We start from the raw sequence: 20,071 nt of genomic DNA on the forward strand, positions 1-20,071 counted from the left end.
CCTGTTTATTGAATAATTAAAAGTAATTAAGCAAAAAATCAGGCGATGGGTGGGCGGTAAATATTGGCTTGTGGGGAAGTCGGCGGCTGGTTTAGATAGCCGGTAAGTTGTAGTTCAGCGCTAATAGTTAGTGCGGTAGTGACATTAAATAAACCCAGATGGCTGGCATGACAATGATTACAATGATCACAGCCATGCTTGGCATGTTCAGCAGCCACAGCGCTATCGGGCTGGCCGGGTGCTAACTGCTGTGATGCATGTTCGGAAGTGAGTACTTGAACAACCAGGCTATAACTATGATGCGGATCTGCGGTATCAGCAGGCACACTGGCCGCAAACGCCTCTACCAAAACGCAGCCAAATTGCACGCACAGTAACCAGGCAATAAGCAGGTTACGTAACAGCATTGTAGACTGGCGGTATAGGCTCATTTCATCATCAGTAATGTTTAATCCGGATAGCAGGATATGCAATTCCCGCTATCCGGTAAAGTTAAAGATCAGGCTTAGGCTTGCAACGCTTTGCTAATCATCAGATCAATCAGCGCTTTTTGGGCTTTAGCCGCATCATCCGCGCCGCGTGGTAACTTGTTACTTTGAATCGTGTTCAATTGTAACAAGGCCGCCGCTTTGGCTAAGTTATCGTACTCACTGGCTTTTTCTAAACCGGCGATGGCAATTAAGCGTTTTACATACTCCACTTGCAGGTTATGGCTTTGTGAGCTGGCTTTGCGGCTATCGACAAAGATGCTATCGGTCAAATCTTTCATAAAGCTGGTCAGGCTATACTGATTACCATAAAGCGCCGAATCAGAAATACGCTGTAATACCGCTTTGTGTAATAGCTGATTCAATACCGATTGCTGCAGGCCTAAAATCATCTCATGCGCTTTTGGATCCAAATTACGGCCATAATGGCTAAAACCACGGCGCTGCGGTAATAACTGGTTATACAGTGGCTGCATGCTCTGCAACACATCGGGCGCAAACACTTTGTCAGTTAACAGCTTCATCGCCGCTTTTTGTTGCGCTAACGGCACCGGCGTTAGTGGTTTGCGATCAGTCGGCGCGCCTACTACAGCACGCTCGACATAAACACCGCCAATTTGCCGTGATACGACATCGGCCTGACCGCGATACTGGCCAAACAGGATATTGGCCGAAGTGAGTAACCGCTGATAAGACTGGCCATCGGTTAAGGCGGTCTTGCTAAGCTGACCAAATAACTGCTCAATTAATTGCAAGCGATCTGCGGCATAAGCCACCGGATCAGATGACATATCGCCAATCATCACCCGCGGATCAATATGCCGGCCCGGGGCACGCATATCATCAGCATCGTTACCAAACGCCAGAGCGGGCTCAACTGAACGCGCTAAAATTTTCTCCAGCCGCGCTTGCTCTGCTGTGGCATCGGCTAATGCCGGGCTGTAACCATACTCAATGGCCCAATCATCATATGGCCCAGGCTTAGTTTGAAAAATATCCCCCTGCGCTTTGCCAATTGGCGCAATATTGGCTGGGGTATAATCCATCACCGAGCCGGTGATAATCCCCTGAGTTTTCTGCTTGTCGTGTACCTCTTGGGCATTCCACAGGTTAGAGGCTTTCATATTGTGGTTTAAACCCAGCGTATGGCCTACTTCGTGTAACACCAGCTCCATTAAGCCCTGGCGTAAAATTTCATTATTATCAATACCCATGCCGGTGCCCAATGCCCCCGCAAAAATCAGGCTTTGCTGTAACTGGTGCCCAGCCGAACACAAAACGCCATTCGCATGTACATGGCCTTGTTGCTCAGTTAACAGGTTAGCAGCGCCTTCAGTATACAGCTGGTCAAAGATCCAACGGTTTTTCATAAAAACGTATTCCAGCATAATGTCGGCACCCAAAATCTCGCCGGTTAGCGGGTTTGCCAACGAGGGGCCATAGCCGCCAAAAGGTGGCGTGGGTGATGAGGTCCAGCGTAATACGTTGTAATTAATGTCACCAGCATCCCAATCAGCATCATCGGGTTGAATGCGCACTTCTAACGCATTTTTAATGCCGGCCTTTTCAAAAGCACTATTCCAGGCCAATACGCCAGCAGCAACGGTATCGCGCCACTCTAGCGGCGTGGTGTTTTCAATCCACCAGACAATGGGTTTTACCGGTTCAGATACGGCTGCCGAAGGATCTTTTTTCTGTAAATCCCAACGGTGGATCACGTCGCGAAACGGAGCCCAATCAGCCGAGGTCATATCATCGACTTGGGTAGTAAAATACCCTACCCGCGCATCATCAAAGCGTGGCTGAAAATTATTCTCTGGTAAGGCAATAAAGGAATGTTGCACCTTAATAGATACCGACCGTGGATCGCTTAGCGCATTGCCGCCACGCACCCCGGGGTTGGCATCGGCAAACACATAGTCTACAACGATATCCAGATTTTCCGGGTAAGGGCGATGCTGCACGATGCGCGATTTCTTGTCATCCAGCTTGCCTAAACTAAAACGTTTTTTGGCATTAGGATCATTCGGATTAGCCCAGGGCGATACCTTGTGCAAATCTTCACTTAAGAACAGTTTGTCGGCTTTGAGCAGCAGTTTATCTTGTTCTTGCTTTTCAATTTTAATACTAGCCAGTACCGCTTCGCTGATATTGGCCTCGGCTGCACGCGACAGTGCGCTGTTTTCATCAAAATAAAAACGCGGCGTTTTGCTGATCACATCAATCCGGTCAAAGTAACGGCGAAATTCAATTAATTTAGTTTCACGATAGGCACCGCGAAAATGCCCCGCTTCCGTTACCCCATCTAAGGTTTGCGCAAAATACAAAAAGGGTTTGTTTAATTGTGCTTCAGTAATCACCAGCAGGTTTTCGCCGGTTTTCTCGTCCAAATAGATAGTAAATAAGCCGCTAATCGCCTTTTTCTCGGCGATCATACTGCTAAAAGTTTGTGGCTTGGCGTCTTTGCTGCTATCAGCTGGCGTTTTTGTTTCTGTTGCATAGAGTGCGCCGGGCGCAGCCAGGGCCAGGGACATAGCCAAGGTCAGAATTGTTTTTTTCATTGTGGGAGTGCTCTTGTTATTATTTAGAAAAGCGAAAGTTGGTGTTATAAAAAAGTAAGAAATTGGCTATTGATGAGCAAAGTGTCAACCGAATTAAGACTGAATAGCAAGCTAATACGACCAACGGCCAAAAAGGGGGTTTTTAGCTAAATCTAATCGCTACGCCACAGCAAAGCGGCTGTTCTCACAACGGCAAGCCGGTGCGGGTAGCTTGCCGTTATTAGAGAGTTAGTTGGGGTTTAGCTATTTAGCTGTCATAGTGCTTTGCTGTAAATCAATACGGTACTCGGCAAAGCCAGTAGGCAGCGCACTTAGCTTAGTCATAGGCCAGAATTGCTGTGTCTTAACAAAGTTTTCGGCGATGGCTGAATCTTGCGTTTGAAAACGGATATCCAGTTGTACTGCACTTTGTAACGGCATAAGCTGCCAATTGTTATCTGCGGCCGGCTCTACTGCCGCCAAATAACGATTACTGGTAGCATCATAGCTCGATTGCTTCGCAATAAAATCGACCAGCGCTTCACGATTGCTGTCTGGTGCTTCTAACACAACCTTAGCACTGCCGGTGCCGGCAAACTGACCAGTAAAAGCACGATAGTTATTGGTTGCTACTAAAAAATGTTTAGCCGCAAAGGCTGCACCGCTAAACACCTTGCCCTCGGCATTGGTATAGCTCAGGTTAACAATGCGCGATGCCTCAGCATTCACCAGCTCGCAGCGCTGATTAAATTTCGCAGGCTGACTAACATCAATCTGATACTGAACGCCATTAATCACATCAAAATTATAGGTTTGATGTTGGGTATTAATCAGTTGCTGCGGCGCGCTGCTGCTAAGGTCAATCTGGTTAAATTGATTGGCGGCACATTCCAGCCAATCTTTAATCTCGGCACCCGAGGCTTTAACCGCGACCAGCGTATTGGGATACAAATACAAATCTGCGGCATTGCGAAAACTTAATTCGCCTTTGGGCACCTGCACATATTGCTCGGCATCACTGGTGTTGCTGCGCCGACCGCCAGCTTTAAAGGGGGCGGCCGCGGATAACAGAGGATACTGTTGCAGTTCCGCGGGTAAAATAGCGGCCACTCTGACGCGCTGAGCATCAGCCACGATTTGCACCGTAGGATCATCCTGCACCTGCGCCAAAAAGCTGTACATATCACTGGCGGCCACACCAATAGGCCGCTGCATAAAGGCAATAGTGCCCTGGTGCCCCTCTGCGATGGCGGCAACAATACCCGCGTGCGGCGCTACCAGGGCTTGATTGTTGCTGTTATCAAATACCGGTAATACCTTAGCCGTGGCGCTTTGCACCTGCCAGCTTGTGCCATGCTGTTTTAACGTAAAATCGACGACGCCTAGATGATCGCCCCAGCGGCCAGGTATTACAGTAGGAATACCATTAATTAAGCCACGGCTGATATCGACATTGGGCAGATCCTGATAACGGGCATCTGGAAATAACGAATGGCTGTGGCCAGAGAGAATCGCATTAATACCAGGTACACGGCTTAAGGCATAGGCCAGATGTTCTGCTTGCGGATCCGGGGTGTCGGTAACCTGTCCCAGACCTGAGTGCGACAGTACAATCACTAAATCAGCGCCTGCGGCTTTCATTTGCGGTACTAGCTGCTGCGCGGTTTCCAAAATACTGGCAACGCTAACCACGCCCTGTAAATGTTGCTTATCCCATTGCAATATTTGTGGCGGCACAAAGCCAATATAGCCAATATTGAGCTGCTGCGTATTGCCTGCACTATCCGTTACTGCGGTTTTTTTAATTAAATAAGGTGGGTAAAGATGATCGCCGCGCTTTACACCGTCGCGGCATTGTTCAGCCTCGCAATACACATTGGCACTGATGTAGGGAAAGTTAGCGCCAGCAACGGTCTGAGATAAAAAGTCTAAACCAAAGTTAAACTCATGGTTGCCCAGGGTCGCTACGTCGTAATTTAGTGTATTCATCGCCTGCATAATGGGGTGCACTTCCCCCGCGGCCAGCCCCTTATGGGCAATATAATCCCCCAGCGGGCTGCCCTGGATCAGATCGCCGTTATCTACTAAGACACTGTTTTGTACTTCAGCCCGTGCTGCTGCTATTAAACTGGCTGTTCGCGCCAGGCCAAGGGTGGCATCGGTGCTGCCGGTGTAATAGTTGTAATCCATAATATTGGCATGCAGATCGGTGGTTTCCAGTACCCGCAGCGTTACCGTAATGTCAGACGTTGTAGGCCTTATGGTAGGTGTATCGTCCGGTTTTGAGCAGGCGGTTAAGCTGGCCGCTAAGGCTAAACATAAGGTCGATAAGCGCAATGGGGAGACTATTCGCGGGTTCATTCTTTGCTCTTCTTTATTAAGGCGACTCGGACGGAATAACCGCGCAGTATAAAGCAAAAAAATGAAAGATAAATGACTGGCCCCTTTCGCCAATAGGTAAGGCGCGAAATCAATCACTCTGACCTCTTGATTTTTTTATGATTAAAAATGGTATATTCTTTTCAATATATGAATTTTAATCATACATTAGGCATTGAACGCAAGGCAGCATTATTGCCGCTACTGACTTCGTAAAAGCAACCTTTATAGCCAAGTGACTGTAAGGTGCGGATTTCAGCTGCAGATAAAGGTCACTTGGGTATATAACGGAGCCTGACTATGCTGGAAAAAGTTCACTTAAGTATTCTGCGGGAAATCTCCCGTCAGGGATCACTAACGGCTGCTGCAGATAGCCTGCATTTAACCCAGTCGGCGTTAAGCCACAGTATCAAAAAGCTGGAGCAACTGGCTAATATTAGTTTATGGGTAAAAGATGGCCGTAATATCAAGCTAACTCAGGCCGGGGAATACTTGCTGGCGCAGGCCAACCGGTTAATACCGCAGTTTGAACGGATGGAAGAAACCTTACGCCAATTTGCTGCAAACGAAAAAGGCGCGCTGCATATTGGTATGGAATGCCATCCGTGCTACCAATGGCTACTTCGAGTAGTCAGCCCTTTTCTAGCCAGCTCGCCCGGGGTAGATATTGATGTAAAGCAGAAATTTCAATTTGGCGGCATGGCCGCGCTATTTAACTACGATATTGATATTTTGATCACCCCCGATCCCATTCAAAAAGACAACATTAACTTTGAAGCGGTGTTTCCCTACGAGCAGGTGTTAATTGTTAGCAAGCTAAACAAACTCAGTAAATTAGCTAGCATTACGCCAGCACAGCTTACCGAGCAAACGCTACTAACCTATCCGGTAGACTTAGCGCGGCTGGATATTTTTCAACAGTTTTTACTGCCGGCACAATGCCTGCCGAAAAAGCATAAAACGCTGGAAGATACCGATATTATTTTGCAAATGGTGGCCGCTAACCGCGGAGTGGCGGCGCTGCCGAAATGGCTAGCGCTGGAATATGCCAAAACCTTACCAATAGTGCCTCTGAGATTGGGCAGCAAGGGGATTCATAAGCATATCTATGTCGGGTATCGTAAGCTGGAGCAGCAAAATAAACATATTGAAAGCTTTATTGCGTTGGCGAAAACGGTAAAAGTTACCCCTGGCTAGAATGTTACGAAATAAACAAGGCACCAAGCGGTGCCTTGTTCGTCGATAGCCGTTAGCCGCGTTAACGTAAGTTAAACCCGGTTATTGTTTTGCATCCTTGCCAATATGCTTATCAAAAAATGCCAACATTTGCGTGTATAAAGCCTCACGATTATCAACATTAAAGAAGCCATGGCCATCTTCTTTTACTAACCACTCATAAGGCTTACCAATGCTATCCAAAGCTTTACGCAGGTTATTAGCATGCACTATCGGCACCCGTACATCTTTTGAGCCATGAACTATAAAGAGTTCAGCTTTAATTTTATCCACATGATGTACCGGTGAAATCGAACGTAAATATTCTTCGCCTTCACCAACATGCGCTTTTAGATATTGACCTATGCTCGGGTTACGGCTGGCATCAGAGCCATCACCACTAAAAAATAATGGCATATCGTATACCCCCACATAACCTACACTGCACTTATAGAGATCAGGTTCTTTAATAACCCCCCATAATGCGGCATAACCGCCATAGCTACCGCCGTAAATACATACCCGATCTTTATTGGTAATGCCCTGCTCAATCGCCCACAGGGTACCATCGGTGACATCATCCTGCATTTTACGGCCCCACTGTAACCGGCCGGCACGATAAAAATCGTCACCATAACCACCCGAGCCCCGGAAGTTTATTTGTAATGTCGCGTAACCCCGGCTAGCGAAAAATTGTGCCTCGTTATCAAAACCCCAGCTATCAAAAACCCCAAAAGGACCACCATGTACGTTTACAATTAGCGGTACACCTTCGGTTTTGCCGGCTGGCATGGTCAGTAAACCGCGAATAATTTTACCGTCTCTGGCCGTAAAGGAAATCTCGCGCATTGGCTGCATTTGTGCTGGTTTTATTTTACCCAGCGCCGATGCCAAATAGCGGGCTTGGCCTTTTTTAACATCAAACAGATAAAAATCACCGGGGTTGCGATCGTTTTTAACGTTAAATAATACCGTGTTACCCTCGCGGTCGAAGGAGGTAAAGCTCAACACCTGATCCGGGAAGGCATTTTGTAACCCAGCGAACAATTTCGTTTCCGGATGCTCAGCGTTGATTAATTCCAAATCGCTGCTGGAAGTCGCAAAGTTAACCGCCAGCACTTCGCCATCACTGCCGCGGATCACCGAGCCCACATCGGAAAAACTATGGCGGGCTAATAGGGTTAACTCAGAGGTGGCAAAATCGTACTGGAATACCCCAGCGACATCGCCCTCGCCTTCAGCAATATCGTGATTCGACGAAAAGTACGCTTTACTGTTGTCAGCGGAAAATCCCAACGGAGAGATACTTGGGTTTTTGCGCTTGGTCGGCACATCCAGCTTTTGCCAGCTATTGTCTTTTTTATAGTGGATTACCGTGCGGTTATCATCAAAAGATTTACCTTCAATCGCTTCAATCCCGACGCGCACATTACCGCTGTTATCCGCAATCAAACCTATAACAGTACCCGCAGGTTGATCATCTAAATAGCGCTCTCTGCCACGATTAACATCCAGCGTAAAAGCCCGCCACCCCGTCTTATCACGCAGATTATAACGGGCAATCAGGATGCGGTCTTTTTGCTGAGGTAACATATGCATAATGCTGTATAAGATACCATCGTTACGTTTGGCAAAAATAAGCGTACGGCGGCTACCATCGATATTAGCGGCGTATAAGTCGGTAGTAATCCCTTGCATACTGACCAAGTTACCGGTAATTTCCGCCACTTCCATTAACACACGCTCATCATTTGCCCAATAAAAATTAAGCACATGCATATTATTGCCAAAACCAAAACTGGAAATAACACTTTGATCGCGTAAGCGCATAACGCCTAATTTTACTTCCGTTTCTTCCTGATAGGTAAAAGCAACATGCTTACCGTCAGGTGATATTTTCATGGCAGAAAACTGTCGATGCTCAAAAAAGTCACGCACCGGAATCTCAGTCGCTAAAAGGCTGCCAGCACAACAGAGCAGTAGCAGCGCAAAAAAAACTCTCATAATTTTACAACCCCTAATAAAAAACACCCAATGCTGTTTTTATACGTTTATAGTATTAGCAATTCTGAATAACTCAGCCTTTCACACTGTGCCAGATTAAAATCGCTTGTAAAGTATCTGTATCTGTAATTGCTGTAAAGTGCATAGAACAATATTAAAAGAAAATATTTTACAAGGGATTTGTAAGTTCTACCGTCACTTTCTCCAAGTGTGCCGAAGTTGCTTTTAAACCGACCTCAACCGCACCGCCAATAACATAAATGGCTTTATTTAGGCTAACTGCACCCAAACCATGTCGTGGCACCGGCATATCGCCGCGCTGTTGCCATTGGTCTGTTTGTGGGTTGTAAAGCCACACCTCACTATAAACACCGCCGCCATCATTAAAATACTCACCACCAAATACCCAAATTTGGTTGTTTAATACCGCCGCGGCCAGACCTCCCTGCGCTTGGGGCATCGCAGCTAAGTTTTGCCAAGTGCCGACTGCTGGATCAAAGCGCTGCAATACTGCGAGATTTCCGCCAGCAACCTGACGGCCTCCCACCAGATAAAACTGCTCGTTAAATACTATCGCTGCGGCACTGTTAAACGCCTGCTCCAACGCCGGCGCCTCTGTGACTTGCAGTGTTAGGGGATCAAAGATCCAATGCCAATTGACATCCTGTTGATCGCGCCACTGTGCGTTGCTTGCGCCGGATGGTGAACGCCCGGAAGCTAGATGCACTTTGTCATGCATCACTGCGGCCGCAGTCTCTGTCAAAGGTTTAGGCAATACTGCAACTTTGCGCCAACTGTTCATGTTTTCATCCAGTAACAGCACATCGGCACTAGCACTCCAGCGCCCGCCATTCGCTTCAATAAAACCACCAAATAAAAATAATTGCTCCTTTACTGAGACCAGATAGCCATGATGCCTTGGTTCAGGCAAGGCCGGCCCAAGCGACCAGCTTTGGGTGGCAGGATCGAAAATCTGCACCACGGCAGTCATTTGCTGTTGTTCCAGCGCAATATCGTCGCTTAGCCCACCGGCAACATAAATGCGCCCCTTATGCACAGTAGGATAAATCTCCTGCACGGCTTGTGGCATGGGTGCCAGTGTTTGCCACTCTAATGCGGCTAAAACAGGACTAAAAATACCCATTACAAATATGAGAAGAAATTTAGGCATAGCTTTGCTCCGTTATCAGGTTCTATCTATTTATAGAGCACAACGCCTACAGATACGAGCACTCGTCATAGACAGTTTATTCCAAGAAAGTTTAGATGATGCTAAGTTGAGATTTAATCAAAATTAATCAACGATTTGACGTGTTTTTGGTTTATTAATTAATGATACCAACACAAAGCTTAATAACATTAATAAAAACCACGCGTTTAGTTTTTGCCATGAGACCAATTGCCAGGCAGTCTGCTGATTCGGGTAAATCCAGATATTGGCGTAAGTCGCGATATTCTCAGCCAACCAGATAAATAGACTAACCAGAAAAAACCCCAGCAGCAGTGGCATCTGGCGGTGTGTTTTAATAATTTGGTAGTAAATTGTCGTCCGGTAAAATAAAAATACAGTCGCCGCTAATAACACCCAGCGAAAGTCCCAGATAAAGTGATGCGTAAAAAAATTTAAATAGATGGCCAGCACTAACGCAATGGTAACTTGCTTTTGCGGATAACCAGAATATTCAAAGTGAAAAATTCGCCAGACGCGCGCAATATAACTTCCTACTGCACTGTACATAAAACCGGTAAATAGCGGTACATTACCAATACCAAAAATAAAGGGCCCAGGATAATGCCAGGATCCTATGGCGTCGGAGGTTTTAAATAACTCCATGATAGTGGCCACCAGGTGGAATACCACTATCACCAAAGATTCGCGCCAGGTTTCTAACTTAGTGGCTAATAACACAATCTGAAACGCAATAGCCGCCAGGAAAATAAAATCATAACGGTGCAGGCTTTCTAAAGGGTACCAATAATGGGTAACAATCATCACGGCCAGTAAATAGCCGCCAAAAATACAGGCATAAGCCTGCTTTAAGCCAAATAACCAAAACTCACGTAGAAAAACCCGAAAACTCATAAAAAACTCAGCGTTAATCGCACTACTATCGCCCTTATCGTCAAAAGAAATAGCTTTATCCAAGCAGTTGCAATCGGCGTACTTCAAGCTGCTGTAGCTCATCGTTATATTGGCCACAATAATCGCTAACACCAGCGCGGTTTAACAGTTTACCGACCGGGTTGTAAAACCAGCTATACCATGGTAACGCAGCAACGTGCATCCCTTCACTACAGTGTAAATACACCCTGGCTAAATCATTCTTAGTGGCTTGTTTTTTAAATAAAGGTTGCAACAATACGGTAAGCAGTTGCTCATACCAGGGCGCGGTCTGAGCTGCCAGCTCCTGTTGCCACATAGACTCAACCAGCTGATTGGCAAAATGCCATTCGCCAGCAAAAACGAAATACATACTTAGCTCCGCTTCACTAAACGGCCTCTGCCACGCAATGGGCGTGAAAGTGAGTTGCTGCTCGGCCGTTAGCGACTGTCGAAGCAGCGTAGCGAAGTCAAAATGCTGCCTTATCGCACGGACACTGATAACTTTACTTATCATTAATCTGTTATTTTTTAAAAGCATACGCCAGAAACGTAGATCGTCATCCAAAATTTTCTGGGCCATAACCAAGTCATTTTGCTGGGCGGCTACCCAGGCTTGTAACAAAAATACGCTTTGAGCATGTAACAATGGCTGATAAGGGGGTAATTCAGTGGCATCAGGTATGATTTCGTGCCAAACGGCTATGGTACGCAGCGACTGATATAAATCGAGTAAGGCGTGCTGCTCTGCTAGTAACACGGGTAATTGTGAACTTTTTTCGGTTAACAGCTCACTGCAATCTTTTGAGCGGCAAGCCTGCACGATAGCAGAGAGTTCTGCTGAGAGCTGATACTCTGGCAAGGTTGCCCGCTCAATATAGTACTGATAGGCATTTTCTGCCGCCTGTAGTTTATTGATCTGTTCAAGATGAGGTTCAGTAACCCGCATCAGGCTTAAAGCGGGTTCTGCCGGTGTTTCATCAGACAAGTTGATAACAAAGAGCGCAGTATAAAAGATCAGCAGCAGCGCAACCAAGGTCGTCAGAGCCCAACAACACAGTTTAATTCCCTTTGCGAATAACGCCATCTAGTTAATCCCTTAAAATATTTAAATTTATCTTACATTACTGAACAACAGCGGGATCTGCAATAGCGCGCTTTGGATACAACGCCCAGCGGCAAAAAGCCCGCTTGAGACACTCGATCCAAACCTCAATAAAAATCACTTAATTACAATAACTTAGATGGAAAAATAAAATATTCATTTTACGTCTCGATAAAGCCTTCGCGCTTTATCGTAATTGCTATAAAATACGCCACCTAATTTTGCCTGTGCCCTTTGCCATGATCGCTACCAATGCTTTATATACTGATTTGTCTGGCTATTACGATCTGATGTGCTGCGATATTAATTACCTGGCGCAGAGCAATACAGTACTGCGATTGCACCGGCTATTTGGTAACGGCGGCAAAACGCATCTGGACCTGGCTTGTGGCACCGGGCCGCATATTCAGCACTTTTTGGCTGCAGGTTATCAGTGTACCGGTTTAGATCTTAACTTGCCCATGCTAGAAATAGCACGGCAGCGCTGCCCAGATGCACATTTTATGTTAGATAATATGTGCCATTTCACCCTGTCGCAGCCTGTGGATCTTATTACCTGTTTTTTATATTCACTTCATTACACTGCACAAATTAATGCGCTGCAACAATGTATTACCCAGGTTTATACCGCGCTTAAGCCAGGTGGTGTTTTTTGTTTTAACGCGGTAGACAAAAATAAAATTTGTAATCTCAGTGCTGTCAGCCACCGCACCCGACATCTGGATAGTTTGTTCGAATTTAGCTCAGCTTGGTTTTACAGCGGACAGGGCGAACAACAGGCTTTGCGACTAAGTATTAATAAAACCGATAGCAACCAAAACCAATACTGGCAAGATGAACACTCCATGGTAGCAATTAGTTTTGACGAATTAGAAGCCTTGCTAAATCCCTATTTCGAAGTCCATAGACTAGCTCATGATTATGAGTGTATTCAGCCTTGGCAGGTCGATACGGGTAATGCTTTGTTTGTCTGTATCAAACGCTCAGAAGCAGACGACCTATTTCCCGATACTCTAATATCAGATTCACTAGGTTACTAATAAATAGAGGTTTTTAATTACTTGTAACTTTTAACGCTTAATCCTGAAAATTAGCAGCCATTGCACGAAATTAACTACTGTGTATCGGCAAATCTGAACATTCTGGTCTACGCTTAGCTCAGAGCGGTTCAGGACTTATCTATGACGATATTACAATCTTGTTGGCAAAAATATCTTTAAGCTCGCTTTTTATTCCAAACCTTTACTAATCTCAATTTGTAAACAAACACCAAGCTATTTCGTTTTCAGACACTCAAGTCAATAAGCAGTAAAACGGGGATAACGCGCTATGTTTCAATTAACCATTCAACAGCGTTTTGCCTTTTGGGCTGGTAGCAGCTTAATTATCACTATTTTGGTGTGTGCCGGTGTCGGTCTGTGGCAATTCTCAAACATTAGCCAACAACTGGCGATACAAAGTCAAAAAACGTTGCAAGCCCAGGCTGATAATTACCTTAAAGCGGTTTCATCTCAAGAATCTCAGACGGTTGCCAGCCGCTTTGAACAGACGATCAGTGCCGCAGCGACAATGACAGATGCAACTAGCCAAATTGTTCAGACAAATATCGACAGCAAACGCAACCTGATTATCGAGTTTCAAAAAGAGGTATTAAAAAATAATCCTAATTTCCTCGGTAACTTTATTGCTTTTGAACCCAATGCGCTTGATGGGCAGGATGCGCTTTTTCGCGGTGAAATCGGGCAGGATGATAATGGGCGCTTTCAACCTTATGTAGCGCGATCTGGTCTGGAAATTGTGCTAGCCTCATTGGAAGGCTTAGAAGATCAAACCAGAGATGAAAACGGCCTGCGCGCAGGTGACTATTACTTATGCCCAAAAGATAATCGCCGACGTTGTGTCGTTGGTCCTTACCTTTATCCGGTAGATGGCCAAGAGGTGCTGCTCGCTACGGTTTCCGCACCTATTATCGTCAATGGCGCATTGATTGGCGCCGCGGGTATTGATATATCAGCTGCGTTTATTCAACGGCTTATTACTGATACGGCAAGCCGTTTATACCAGGGGGCTGGCAGCGCTATTTTACTCAGCTCATCAGGCGTTATTGCCGGGCATAGCAGTAAACCGGAATCGGTCGGTAAAAATATCAATATTTTACCGACAACCGAGCAGCAACAAATCCGCCAGGCAATATCCAGTAGCAGCATTGTTACCAACTACACCAATGAACAATTCGTCATCGCTACCCCTTTTAATATCGATCAAGATCCCCTGCCCTGGGTGCTGTATCTAAGTTTGCCGACGGCTGTAGTATTAGCTGATGTCGCCGCCCAACAACAAACTCTGGACACTGCCAGTCAACAATTTACTACAGCCCTCACCATTATAGGGTTACTACTGGCAGCATTAGGTATTGGTATTGTATGGCTAGTCTCTCGTAATAGTATCGCCCCCTTAAAAGACATGACCAGCATGGTTGCCGCTATAGCTGAAGGGGAAGGCGATCTCACCCAGCGCTTGAGTATTAACCGTAAAGATGAGGTAGGTCAGCTGGCAGGTTATGTCAATAGTTTTATTAGTCGGCTACAAACTATGATTAGCCAGTTAGTGCAAGTCGGAGCTCAGGTCAGAACCTTGTCTGCCGAAGGCACTGCCATCGGTCGGCAAACCGATGAGCAAGTTAAGCAACAACAACAGCTGATAGAGCAGATCGTCACGGCGGTAACGCAAATGTCAGCTACCGCACAAGATGTTGCACGCAGTGCAGCCAATGCAGCTGAAGCAGTACGGCAAGCCGATAATGCCGCCAATAAAGGCAACAGCGTAGTACAACAAACCGTGCAAGCTGTTTCTAATGTAGAGAGAAGCTCCTCGCAGGCGAAAGATGCGATGTTGCAGCTAGAAGCCAATAGCAATGAAATCATTAGTATCCTGGGCGTTATACAGGGTATTGCCGAACAAACTAACTTACTGGCGCTAAACGCTGCGATTGAAGCGGCCCGGGCAGGTGAGCAAGGCCGAGGCTTTGCCGTGGTTGCTGACGAAGTTAGAGCATTAGCTGCGCGCACCCGCACCGCTACCGAAGATATCCGGCTCATGCTAAGTACCTTGCAAGAAGGTAGTCGCAACGCCGCCGGCATGATGCAAACCAGTAGTGAGCGGGTAAATGAAAGCGTGCAGTTAGCTAAACAAGCTGAGGGTGCCCTAGCGGATATTAAAGACGCCATCTCGCAAATTAGCCAAATGAACTTTCAAATTGCTACTGCTACCGAAGAGCAAAGCGCCGTTTGTGAAGATGTAAATAAAAATATTACCCGTATTGCTGCTGCAGTCTCTGATACTGCAGAAGCGGCCCGATCACTAAGACAGCTAGGCCAACAGCAAGATAACGCAGCGGCTACACTACAAAAGCAACTTGGACAATTTAAGGTGTAATAATTTAAATCTGATCCTTTTACCAAGACGGCACGTTTATTAGGCAGACCATTTTGTCTAACATTGTGTAAGAGGATCAGGTATGAAATTAGCACGTTTGATTGGTGTTTCATTATTAGCAAGCTCATTATCATTTGCAGCTTTTGCTCACAACCACAAAAGCAAAGCCGATATCGTTGACACAGCAGTAGCGGCTGGCAGTTTTACCACACTGGTTACCGCAGTTCAGGCAGCAGATTTAGTTGACACCCTGAAAAGCGCTGGCCCATTCACTGTTTTTGCACCTAACGACGCAGCATTTGCCAAAATACCTGCGGCTGATTTAAATGCATTAGTAGCCGATAAAGCGGCATTAACCAATGTTCTAACTTACCATGTGGTTGCCGGTAAAGTGATGGCAGCAGACGTAGTAAAACTTACCTCAGCTACCACAGTACAAGGTCAGGACTTAGCAATTGAAGTTAGAGATGGCAAAGTGTTTGTAAATGGCGCCGAAGTTATTGCTACTGACATTGAAACCAGTAATGGCGTTATTCATGTATTGGATACCGTAGTATTACCTACAAACTAATCCTTGCAGAGGCAAGTAGTATCCCGCTGCTTGCCTTTTTAAAGCAACCATAGCTGTACCTTTTTATACAACCGTAGTCCCCCCCTTTATCGATTATTTACTCCCAGTCGCCTTGGGTAAATTTTTTGTTGATATTGCTATCACGGCCTGACGCTAAAGATAACCACTTGTATAACCATGAGTTTTCTGATTGCTTTATCGGCACCTGCTCAAAATTAAGCATTTTTTTAATAGCAAACCGTAAAAGCTCATCTATGCTTTAATTAGATAGTTTTGAACGTTCGATCTAAAATCAAAATGCGACCACTATTAATAAGTCACTGTTATAAAAGTATAAATCTTAAAAATACTCAACACTATTCCCACCGAAACTTGTATAGGTGAAGATGTATGCTTAATAATATCAGTGTTAGAACAAGATTATTTTTACTCTCGGCTATTCCCGTCATCACGCTGGTGATAACCGTCATTTTTTCATATGCCGAAATGCGCAAACTAAATCAAGGCATAGATAGTTTATATTTCGACCGTGTCGTGGCGCTAAACCAACTTAAACGCGTTTCAGATGCTTATGCAGTCACCTCAGTTGATACTTTCCACAAGCATAAATCGGGCATCATGGATAAATTCAGCGCATTAAATGCGTTGGAACAAGCTTCACAAACAGCACAGGTTAATTGGCAAGCATATTTAGGTACTCAGCTCACCAGCGAAGAACGCTCATTAATACAACAAGTAGAAACCCACTTAACCCCGTTCCTGCGTCAATTTCAATTGTTCCGGAACGGTATCGAAAATGACAGCTTTCATCAGCTATCGGAAAGTGCATTTAACAATCAGCTTTATAGCGCGGCCGATCCGTTAAGTGCAGCGTTAGATAACCTTATCGTGCTACAACTCACTGAGTCAGATAAATTCAGACAAACAGCAGAAGCAAATTTTTCACAATTTACCCGCTTTTTTGCCATTGTTATTATCAGTGTGATTGTCTTACTCATGATAATCGCTAAGTTTATATATTCCTCCATTAATACACCACTGACCTCGTTACGAACTTCAATTGAACAAGTTGGGCAACATTTAGATTTAAGAGTACGGGTGAATTGTATTGGGCGGGACGAATTAGCCGCTACCGGCAACACTTTTAATCATACCTTAGAAAAGCTACAAGGCTTTTTCGCGGAGTTAGGTGGCGCCATTCAACAAATGGCAACTGCTTCAGAGCAGATGCACAGTATTAGTATTCGAGTGAGTAATACTGCAGATGAACAGTCCCATAAAGCCACGTTAATAGCCACAGCGGTAACCGAAATGTCGGCAGCCATTCAAGAGGTTGCAGGCAATGCTTTAGCCACCTCAGAGCAAGCGAATACCACCGATACCTTATCGCAGCAAGGCTATCAAAGTGTACGTGATAATGTGGCGGCTATTAATCAATTATCCAGCGCCTTAGTTAACTCAGCAGAAATTATTAGCAACCTAAATCAGGAAAGTGACAAAATAAGCCAAGTATTGGCAGTGATCCGCAGTATTGCTGAGCAAACCAATTTACTGGCGCTAAATGCGGCTATTGAAGCGGCCAGAGCAGGTGAAGCCGGTCGTGGCTTTGCCGTAGTGGCCGACGAAGTGAGAACCTTAGCCACCAGCACCCAACAAGCCACCGAATCGATTAAAATCATGATAGAAAACCTGCAACGTTCGTCTAAATCGGCTGTATCGTCAATGCAAGCATCTGAACAATACGCACAGCTCAGCGTGGATAAAGCCGGTAATGCTGGCACTATCATTGAGAACATAAAAAACTCTATCTCAACCATAGTAGATATGAATGTGCAAATCTCAACGGCCACCGAGGAGCAAACCATCGTTGCGGATGATATCAGCAGAAATATTAGCGACTTTACAGTAAGTATTGGTGAAGTCAGTCGCAGTGCTAGGGAAAGCTCTACTGCCAGCGAAATGTTGGCGCATTTGGCGGCTAAACTACAAACTCAAGCGCGCGCGTTTAAAGTTTAAAGGCAACTGATACCAGCGTCTTTAGCAGAGGAATACGTATGCTTGACTTTGAAATGATTGCCGACTCTACCTTAGATTTAGAAATTTGGATGGATTTACAAGGTCAAGCACATTGGGTTAACCCGTTGGTAGCGGATTCACTTGGCTATCAGCGCGAGATGTTGTTACACCAGCCAGATTTTCCTCGCAATCTGCTGGTAGCGAGCTTTAAGCAACGCTTCGCAAAAATATTAGAGCAGGTAAAGTCTGGCCAAACAGTTAATGATATCGATATTGAACTACAGCATTGCTCCGGTAAGCATTTGCCCGCAGCGTTATCCGCAAAAGTGATTCTGCAAAACCAGGCCCCAATAGCGATTAGAATGAGCATTCGGCTTATCGCCGAGCCAAGCAGGTTAGACAGTGCTATCAGGCAGGTATTTCATTATCAGGCCAGCGCCGGATTAGAGAGCCCCTTGTTTAATTTATGTCAGGCTCTCTTTTATGTAGCGGAATGTGACAATTTGGCGCTATTCGATAAAGCCGGTAACGAGTATCAGCTGCGTTATGCAACCAAAGCACTGCAAGCCCCATTAACTGCAGAGGAACATCGCGTTTTAAATACCGCCTCGGAACAAATCTTTTATTTGGCTACCAATAATGAGTCCTTTAAAAAACAGCCCATATTAAACTATCAGGCAGATAGCCTGATTGCGGTAGCGCTACCTGATACCGGGCAGCAAATCAGTGCTATTTTGGTTGCGGTATTTGCCAAACCCTTGCCACAGCCGTTATTAACTAAAACCTTATTTCACTTTTTTACACCGCAACTGACCGCAGAGTTAAAACGTCATTATGCCGAACAATACATTCTAAAACTCAATACCGAGCTGGAGTCTATTATTGCGGAGCGTACGCAGGAACTCGAGCAAACGCTGACTCATCTTAAATTAACACAACAACAGTTAGTACATTCGGAGAAAATGGCATCCTTAACCCTGCTTGTATCGGGCGTGGCACACAAGCTCAACACCCCCATCGCCAACGTCTTGATTAGTAGTGATCATCTTCGGGAAGAAATTACCGATATCAAATTACTTTCGGAACAAACTAAACTCAGCAAACAGCGTTTCGAAAACTTTTTAGAAAAGAGTTTAGATGCCTCAAGAATTATTTTGAGCAATATTAACAAGGCATCAAGCCTGGTGAATTCTTTTAAAAACCTGGCTTTTGCTGCGTCTGAAGAGCGAGTTGACACGATAAGTCTGTTTACGCTTTTTAATCGGGTCAGTACCCTACTTGCCGTGGAGTTTGAATCGCTGCCCCACATCAGTTGGCCACAAGAGGCCACGGAAATTGTCGTTACTACCTATCCGCATTTACTTACTCAGGTTTTGCTGCAAATAGTAACTAATGCTATTCATCATGCTTTTGACAACATAGCCCAGCCGCAGATCACCGTGAGTGCCTGCATACAAAATCAACAATGGCTGGAACTCGTTATCGCCGATAATGGTGTGGGTATTGCGCCAGAAAATCTTTCCAAGATCTTTGATCCCTTTTTTGGTAAAAATCTAAATACAGGGACTGGCGGTTTGGGCCTATATTTTTGCTACAATCTGGTAACCGGCCCTTTGAAAGGCCAGATCTGTGCTCGAGCAGAGCTTAATAAAGGTACTGAGATTCTGCTTCGTCTACCAATAACCATCAATTATCAATAACACCCCGTGAGTAAACTACGGTTTAGCATCATCGCAAACTGCATTTAATATCGCTGTTTTTAATACGATTAATAGCAGCATAAACAACCAATAGCCGAATAATACAGCGTCACTTTCTATATAGCGAAAGGGAGTGCCTGTGCTAACTATTGCAGGCATGACTAAGAGCACACTGCCAAGTGCTTTTAGTTGAAAACGCCAGCCAACGAATATTGCTAGCAATAAATAACAAGCCAAACCTGCACCCCAAACTATGCTTAGTAAACTAATAGCACTGAGTTGTAATGGACCAATGGCAAAAGCTAACACCAATAAGGTTGTGACAACTAAAAAAATCCAAAAGCTTGCGCTGATAGCAGCAGTGATCTCTGCTTTGTTCATTGACAGGTTACTCATAAAATTTTAGTAGATTTATCATCGTAGTAGTATTAACTGTAAAGGAATTTAAATACAACCTAGCAGCGCGAACTAAACGATCACAAAGGCTACTGGCCCTTGTGAGTCAATAATCAAAACA

Annotated in this window: 14 protein-coding genes; 6 read left to right on the plus strand and 8 right to left on the minus strand. The window is 45.2% G+C overall.

The features are described 5' to 3' along the window. Positions 1–38 precede the first annotated feature (38 nt). The 3 genes from IE163_RS04140 to IE163_RS04150 all read right to left on the minus strand — a co-directional run bounded on the left by IE163_RS04140 (position 39) and on the right by IE163_RS04150 (position 5,389). Positions 39–473 carry a hypothetical protein gene (locus IE163_RS04140; RefSeq protein ID WP_189430536.1) on the minus strand — a complete coding sequence of 145 codons (435 nt, stop codon included), beginning with the start codon at positions 471–473 and terminating at the stop codon, positions 39–41. A 32-nt stretch (positions 474–505) separates the two neighbouring features. After that, on the minus strand, positions 506–3,049 hold the full coding sequence (locus IE163_RS04145; protein WP_189430538.1) for a zinc-dependent metalloprotease: 2,544 nt from the start codon (positions 3,047–3,049) through the stop codon (positions 506–508). A gap of 243 nt (positions 3,050–3,292) precedes the next feature. Next, positions 3,293–5,389, minus strand: coding sequence for a bifunctional 2',3'-cyclic-nucleotide 2'-phosphodiesterase/3'-nucleotidase (locus IE163_RS04150; RefSeq protein WP_189430540.1), 2,097 nt, complete (start codon positions 5,387–5,389; stop codon positions 3,293–3,295). Between the two features lie 318 nt (positions 5,390–5,707). On the opposite strand from IE163_RS04150, the gene IE163_RS04155 reads away from it, so the two are divergent. Further along, complete coding sequence (locus IE163_RS04155; protein ID WP_189430542.1) at positions 5,708–6,604, plus strand: LysR family transcriptional regulator; 897 nt, start codon at positions 5,708–5,710, stop codon at positions 6,602–6,604. Between the two features lie 81 nt (positions 6,605–6,685). Here IE163_RS04155 and IE163_RS04160 read toward each other — a convergent pair whose 3' ends face one another. The 4 genes from IE163_RS04160 to IE163_RS04175 form a co-directional block, all read right to left on the minus strand. Next, positions 6,686–8,626 carry an alpha/beta hydrolase family protein gene (locus IE163_RS04160; protein ID WP_189430544.1) on the minus strand — a complete coding sequence of 647 codons (1,941 nt, stop codon included), beginning with the start codon at positions 8,624–8,626 and terminating at the stop codon, positions 6,686–6,688. A gap of 169 nt (positions 8,627–8,795) precedes the next feature. Next, complete coding sequence (locus IE163_RS04165; RefSeq protein WP_189430546.1) at positions 8,796–9,797, minus strand: Kelch repeat-containing protein; 1,002 nt, start codon at positions 9,795–9,797, stop codon at positions 8,796–8,798. Between the two features lie 123 nt (positions 9,798–9,920). Next, entirely contained in the window at positions 9,921–10,709 is a 789-nt protein-coding gene (locus tag IE163_RS04170; RefSeq protein ID WP_189430548.1) for a DUF817 domain-containing protein, read from the minus strand. Between the two features lie 55 nt (positions 10,710–10,764). Then, entirely contained in the window at positions 10,765–11,814 is a 1,050-nt protein-coding gene (locus IE163_RS04175; protein WP_189430550.1) for a hypothetical protein, read from the minus strand. A 260-nt stretch (positions 11,815–12,074) separates the two neighbouring features. Between IE163_RS04175 and IE163_RS04180 the strand changes: the two genes are divergently transcribed. The 5 genes from IE163_RS04180 to IE163_RS04200 all read left to right on the plus strand — a co-directional run bounded on the left by IE163_RS04180 (position 12,075) and on the right by IE163_RS04200 (position 19,554). Beyond that, complete coding sequence (locus tag IE163_RS04180; protein ID WP_189431625.1) at positions 12,075–12,872, plus strand: class I SAM-dependent DNA methyltransferase; 798 nt, start codon at positions 12,075–12,077, stop codon at positions 12,870–12,872. Positions 12,873–13,161: 289 nt separating this feature from the next. After that, positions 13,162–15,267: a methyl-accepting chemotaxis protein gene (locus tag IE163_RS04185; protein ID WP_189430552.1), complete on the plus strand. Its 2,106-nt coding sequence runs from the start codon at positions 13,162–13,164 to the stop codon at positions 15,265–15,267. An 82-nt stretch (positions 15,268–15,349) separates the two neighbouring features. Further along, the gene (locus IE163_RS04190; RefSeq protein ID WP_189430554.1) at positions 15,350–15,838 is read left to right on the plus strand and encodes a fasciclin domain-containing protein; all 489 of its coding nucleotides are present in this window, start codon (positions 15,350–15,352) and stop codon (positions 15,836–15,838) included. A 390-nt stretch (positions 15,839–16,228) separates the two neighbouring features. After that, positions 16,229–17,854, plus strand: a complete 1,626-nt coding sequence (locus IE163_RS04195; protein ID WP_189430556.1) for a methyl-accepting chemotaxis protein — start codon at positions 16,229–16,231, stop codon at positions 17,852–17,854. Between the two features lie 38 nt (positions 17,855–17,892). Next, positions 17,893–19,554, plus strand: coding sequence for a PAS domain-containing sensor histidine kinase (locus IE163_RS04200; protein ID WP_189430560.1), 1,662 nt, complete (start codon positions 17,893–17,895; stop codon positions 19,552–19,554). A 15-nt stretch (positions 19,555–19,569) separates the two neighbouring features. On the opposite strand, the gene IE163_RS04205 is transcribed toward IE163_RS04200, so the two are convergent. Then, positions 19,570–19,950 (minus strand): hypothetical protein, encoded by a 381-nt coding sequence (locus IE163_RS04205; protein WP_189430563.1) that lies wholly within the window; start codon positions 19,948–19,950, stop codon positions 19,570–19,572. Positions 19,951–20,071 lie beyond the last annotated feature (121 nt).

Origin of the sequence: Alishewanella longhuensis, from assembly GCF_014653435.1 — a bacterium.
Classification (GTDB): Bacteria; Pseudomonadota; Gammaproteobacteria; order Enterobacterales; family Alteromonadaceae; genus Alishewanella; species Alishewanella longhuensis.